At 62.3% G+C, this 4,753-nt stretch carries 7 protein-coding genes; all 7 read right to left on the bottom strand.

Annotated elements, in window-relative coordinates; translation table 11 throughout:
* Window positions 1–145: 145 nt before the first annotated feature.
* The 7 genes from QZ653_RS14620 to hisD all read right to left on the bottom strand — a co-directional run bounded on the left by QZ653_RS14620 (window position 146) and on the right by hisD (window position 4,562).
* On the bottom strand, window positions 146–343 hold the full coding sequence (locus QZ653_RS14620; protein ID WP_412766014.1) for a DNA gyrase inhibitor YacG: 198 nt from the start codon (window positions 341–343) through the stop codon (window positions 146–148).
* An 11-nt stretch (window positions 344–354) separates the two neighbouring features.
* Window positions 355–1,395 (bottom strand): ribonuclease E/G, encoded by a 1,041-nt coding sequence (locus tag QZ653_RS14615; protein ID WP_296421204.1) that lies wholly within the window; start codon window positions 1,393–1,395, stop codon window positions 355–357.
* Entirely contained in the window at window positions 1,392–1,973 is a 582-nt protein-coding gene (locus QZ653_RS14610) for a Maf family protein (RefSeq protein ID WP_296421202.1), read from the bottom strand. Before QZ653_RS14610 ends, QZ653_RS14615 begins: the two co-directional genes overlap by 4 nt.
* A gap of 1 nt (window position 1,974) precedes the next feature.
* On the bottom strand, window positions 1,975–2,193 hold the full coding sequence (gene infA, locus QZ653_RS14605) for a translation initiation factor IF-1 (RefSeq protein ID WP_008186030.1): 219 nt from the start codon (window positions 2,191–2,193) through the stop codon (window positions 1,975–1,977).
* Between the two features lie 126 nt (window positions 2,194–2,319).
* Window positions 2,320–2,772 (bottom strand): low molecular weight phosphatase family protein, encoded by a 453-nt coding sequence (locus tag QZ653_RS14600; RefSeq protein ID WP_296421196.1) that lies wholly within the window; start codon window positions 2,770–2,772, stop codon window positions 2,320–2,322.
* Between the two features lies 1 nt (window position 2,773).
* A complete protein-coding gene (locus QZ653_RS14595) occupies window positions 2,774–3,253 on the bottom strand; it encodes a UPF0262 family protein (protein ID WP_296421194.1) in 480 nt (159 codons plus the stop codon).
* A 4-nt stretch (window positions 3,254–3,257) separates the two neighbouring features.
* A complete protein-coding gene (gene hisD / locus QZ653_RS14590) occupies window positions 3,258–4,562 on the bottom strand; it encodes a histidinol dehydrogenase (RefSeq protein WP_296421208.1) in 1,305 nt (434 codons plus the stop codon).
* Window positions 4,563–4,753 lie beyond the last annotated feature (191 nt).

Here is a 4,753-nt window from a genome sequence, read left to right as displayed (position 1 = left end):
ACCGACACGAGGATTTTCAATCCACTGCTCTACCCCTGAGCTACCCGGGCACCGGTAGGGGCGAACCCCTTGGGTGTGGGCGTTTTAGAAGCGCACCAAACGACTGTCCAGCCCCAAATTGCCCCCGATCGCAAGAACCCGCGAATTAGGACAAACGCGGGGTGTCGTCGTCGTCGTCAGGCTCCGTCGTGGCCTGTTCCAGTGCGTCCAGCAACTCATCATAATCATCGGGGTTCTGGGACGGGACGGCATAATCTCCGCCCAGCCATTTCGCCAGATCAAGGTCGGCACAGCGTTTGGAACAAAACGGGCGATAGGCAGGATCGGTGGGTTTTTCACACATGGGGCAGGCCATTACGCAAGCGCCTCCATGACCTCAGCCGGCAGGGGCAATCTCTCGCGTTTGCGTTGCAACTCATAATGGCCCAGCGGCGTCCAACCGACCAAGGCGGTGTCCACCGTATCCGCCTTGAAGGCAGAACGCAGGGCGCCCTCTATCTCACGCCTGTGGGCTTTGGACATGGGCGCCATATCAATCACGACCTGCCCGCCCAAACCCCGCAGCCGCAGCGCCCGTGGCAGGGCTCTGCAGGCCGCCAGATTGGCCTTGAGTGTTGACGCAGGCGACGTATCCCCGCCCGTGTTCACATCCACCGCGACCAAGGCGCGTGTGGGTTCCACATACATGAACGCAGGTCCGTCCAGCCCCACGCGCGGCTGTCCAAGGGCCACCATCTGGCCCAACACATCCATATCTTCGAACCCGCCCGCCTCGGTCACGACCTTGGCCGGTTCGACCCAGTCGCGCCACGCCAGCGCGTGGGGGCCGTCGCCTTCGGTCAGGGCCTCTGGCGCGCCGTCTGTGTCGGCCATGATGGCTGTGGCCAGCGCGTCCATCGCCGCGATATCTTCGATGATGTCCTCGTCCGCAGCCTCCGCCGCGGAGGACCGGATGATCAGGCCGAAACCCTCGGCCACCCCTGCCTCATGGGCGCAGGCCAGCAGGCGGTCGCGCACATCATCATCCTTGATCGCACGGCTGATGTTGATGCCGGGCTTGCCGGGCGTGACAATCGCATAGCGGGATTTGAACAACACGCGGTCCGTCACCGGCACCGCCTTGCCGTCGTCCGCATAGCCTGTCACCTGCACCAGCATGGACTGACCGGGCGCCAGCCCCTTGCCTTGACGCAGAAACGCGGTCTCGCCGTCGGGCAGGCGCAGCATCATGCCGCCCATGCCCTTGATCGGACGGTCACACACCGCGCGGAAAATCGCACCGGGGCGCGGGGCGCTGTCGTCATCGACCAACAGGTCCGTCAGCTTTCCATCCACCAACAACGCTGCGGCCTCACGCCCCGCGATGTGGTCCAAAACAATCACACGACCCTTCATGCCCACACCTTTATGCCCGCGTTCTGCAACGCATTCGCCGTTTCAACCAACGGCAATCCCATGACGGCCGCGAACGATCCGCCAATCCATGGAATGAACGCACCGGCTGGCCCCTGAATGGCATAGCCACCCGCCTTGCCGCGCCAATCATCTGTTGCCAGATACCCGGCGATTTCCGCATCACTCAGCCGCTTCATCTTCACGACGGTCATGTTGTCTTTGACGGTGATGCCAGCTGGGGTCTTGACCGAAATGGCCGTGATCACGCGGTGGCGCCGCCCCGACAGCATCCGCAAAAACGCCTCGGCCTCACCCGCATCCGCAGGCTTGCCCAAAATCCGGCGCCCCACGGCCACGGTGGTGTCCGCGCACAGCACGACCTCATCCGCCGCACAGTCCGACGCCTGCGCCTTTTCCAACGCCATGCGCCGCACGTAATCGCGCGGCTTCTCGTCCCTGAGGGGGTCTTCATTGATATCGGGCGCACGCACCGCATCCGGCACCAGCCCAAGCTGCGCCAAAAGCTCCAACCGCCGTGGCGAACCGGAGCCTAAAATCAATCGGGGGGCGTCGCCCACCTTATTTAAAGCGGTAATTAATCCGACCTTTGGTCAGATCGTAGGGGGTCATCTCGACCTGCACCTTGTCGCCTGCCAGAACGCGGATGCGGTTCTTGCGCATCTTGCCTGCCGTATGTGCGATGATCGTATGGCCGTTTTCCAGCTCGACCAGGAATGTCGCATTCGGCAGGAGTTCCTTAACGACACCGGGAAATTCGAGCAGTTCTTCCTTGGCCATGTTCTCTCCATCAAAAAGTCCACCAAACGTGGACGGGGCTTAAATGGTCCGATCAGGGTGAATTTTCAAGGCCTAATTCAGCCCCTGCCCTGCGGCATCCCGGCCCCGCTGGCCCAAGTGGCGGCCTCAGCCTGCCCCCTCACCCCAGCGGTCCACCAATCGGTCGCGGATCTGGTCGCGCGCCTGACGGTAGGACACCAGCCGCGCCTCGCGGCTTTCGCCCAGTCCCGTGGGATCCAGAATGGGCCAGTATTCCACCTCCAGATGGCTGTGCCGCGCCAATTCCTGCGCCCGCCGTTGGCTTGCCGGTGACAGCGCCACCACCAGATCAAAGGACGACAGATCATCGCCCCAATCTTCCATCTCATCGAAACTGCGCGACCGGTGGCGCGACAGCTCCACGTCGATTTCCTGACAAACGGCCACCGCAAACCCGTCAATATCCAGATCGGATTTCACCCCGGCTGACTGGATATAAGCCTCTGTTCCATATAGCTTTTTGGTGATCCCCTCGGCCATGGGCGACCGGACTGAGTTGTGGTCACAGCAAAACAAAATGGACTGTGGCAGCTCCTTCATCTCAGCCCCCGAAATGCAAAACGCAGATCAGGGTGAACAGGCGTCGGGCCGTATCATTGTCGACCTCCGCCTTGCCCTCAAGACGTTCCTCAAGGATGCGCGCGCCCTCGTTGTGGATGCCCCGCCGCGCCATATCAATCGTCTCGATCTGGCTGGGGGCTGCGGTTTTGACGGCGTCAAAATAGCTCTCACAAATCTGGAAATAGTCCTTCACCACCTGCCGGAACGGACCAAGGGACAGATGGAACTCCCCCGCCGGATCGTCCTTTTCAGTGGCAATCTCAAAGACCAGCCGTTTTTGCCGGATCGACAGGCCCAATTTATACGGCCCCTCAGGGACTGCGCGCCCGTCGCGGTCGGCCAGAGCAAAGGAATTTTCCTCCAACAGATCGAACATCGCGACCTTGCGTTCCTGTTCGATCTCCGGCGTGGGCGGCGGCAAGGCGCGGTCGTCCAAGGCGATATCTATGATCTTCGTCATCAGGTCAGTCCCTGTTCAACCGGTCCAGCCGCGCGCGAACGCTGAGGCCATGAGCCTCCAAACTCTCCGAAATTGCAAGCCTCTCGGCGGCAGGCCCAATGGCGCGCAACGCCTCCGGCGTCATCCGCGCCAGTGTGGTGCGTTTCAGAAAATCCATCACCGACAACCCGCTGGAAAACCGCGCAGACCGCGCCGTGGGCAGCACGTGATTGGGCCCGCCCACATAATCGCCAATGGCCTCGGGCGTCCACGCGCCTATGAAAATCGCACCCGCATGGGTGATCCGGGCCGTCAAAGCGTCCGCATCCGCCACACAAATCTCCAAATGTTCGGGCGCAATCCTGTCAGACAAGTCTACCGCCTCAACCATATCGCGCACCGTGATCACAGCCCCGTAATCGCGCCAGCTTGGCCCCGCCACAGCGCGCCGTTCCAAGGTCTGCAACCGCGCCTCGACCGCGTCGGCCACCGCCTGCCCGAAGGTCGCATCATCGGTGATTAGAATGCTCTGTGCGCTCTCGTCATGTTCTGCCTGGCTCAGCAAATCCAACGCAATCCAGTCCGGATCGTTGTCCGCATCGGCAATCACCAAAATCTCAGAAGGACCGGCGATCATATCAATGCCGACCTTGCCAAAGACCCGCCGTTTGGCCGCCGCCACAAAGGCATTGCCCGGCCCGGTGATCTTGTCCACCGGCGCAATCGTCTCGGTCCCGTAGGCCAGCGCCGCCACAGCCTGTGCGCCGCCGATGCGGTAAATTTCATCCACCCCCGCAATCCGCGCGGCCATCAACACCAACGGGTTCACGGCCCCGTCAGGCGTGGGCACCACCATCGCCAACCGCCCCACACCCGCCACCTTCGCAGGCACCGCGTTCATCAACACAGACGACGGATAGGTCGCAATGCCGCCCGGCACATACAGCCCCGCCGCCGACACCGGCGTCCAGCGCCATCCGAGCGACGCACCCGCCGCATCTTCCCAAAACGCATCCTCGGGCATCTGCCGCGCGTGATAGGCACGAATGCGCTCTGCCGCCAGTTCCAGCGCCGCGCGGTCCTCGTCCGACACCTGCGCGCAATAATCTTCAATCTCGGCCTCGGAAAACCGCAAACCGTCTGCCTGCAACGACAGCCGGTCAAACTTCGCCGTCAGCTCCAGAACCGCCGCATCACCGCGCGCGCGCACATCGGCAATAATCTGCGCCACAACCGCATCCACATCGGGGCTGTCTTCGCGTTTGGCCGCCAAAAGCGCGCGAAACCGCTGTTCAAAATCCGCGTCCGTGGTTGTCAGAAACTGTGGCATATCACTCTCCCAATCCGCGCCCACATACCGCGCCTGCCCCCCGCCTTCAATGCGAGACATGGCCCTTTCTCTGGTTCAAAAATACCTGAAAACGCAGGCGGGCGGCCCGGCAGGGCCGCCCCGGATAGGATTTGGCGACGCCCAATTCGAAACCCGGGATGGTCCGGGTTGGCGCGCGATGGCGCGACATA

This window comes from Pseudooctadecabacter sp., assembly GCF_020627745.1.
In the GTDB taxonomy this organism is placed as follows: domain Bacteria; phylum Pseudomonadota; class Alphaproteobacteria; order Rhodobacterales; family Rhodobacteraceae; genus Octadecabacter.
The sequence above is the reverse complement of the archived record's forward strand: the minus strand, read 5'-3'. Positions and strand labels throughout refer to the sequence as shown.

What these genes read in the sequence shown, in the direction of transcription:
- QZ653_RS14615 (WP_296421204.1), bottom strand. Translation starts at nt 1,395, where the DNA reads ATGAAGGGTCGTGTGATTGTTTTGGACCACATCGCGGGGCGTGAGGCC.
- QZ653_RS14620 (WP_412766014.1), bottom strand. Translation starts at nt 343, where the DNA reads ATGTGTGAAAAACCCACCGATCCTGCCTATCGCCCGTTTTGTTCCAAA.
- infA (WP_008186030.1), bottom strand. Translation starts at nt 2,193, where the DNA reads ATGGCCAAGGAAGAACTGCTCGAATTTCCCGGTGTCGTTAAGGAACTC.
- QZ653_RS14595 (WP_296421194.1), bottom strand. Translation starts at nt 3,253, where the DNA reads ATGACGAAGATCATAGATATCGCCTTGGACGACCGCGCCTTGCCGCCG.
- QZ653_RS14600 (WP_296421196.1), bottom strand. Translation starts at nt 2,772, where the DNA reads ATGAAGGAGCTGCCACAGTCCATTTTGTTTTGCTGTGACCACAACTCA.
- hisD (WP_296421208.1), bottom strand. Translation starts at nt 4,562, where the DNA reads ATGCCACAGTTTCTGACAACCACGGACGCGGATTTTGAACAGCGGTTT.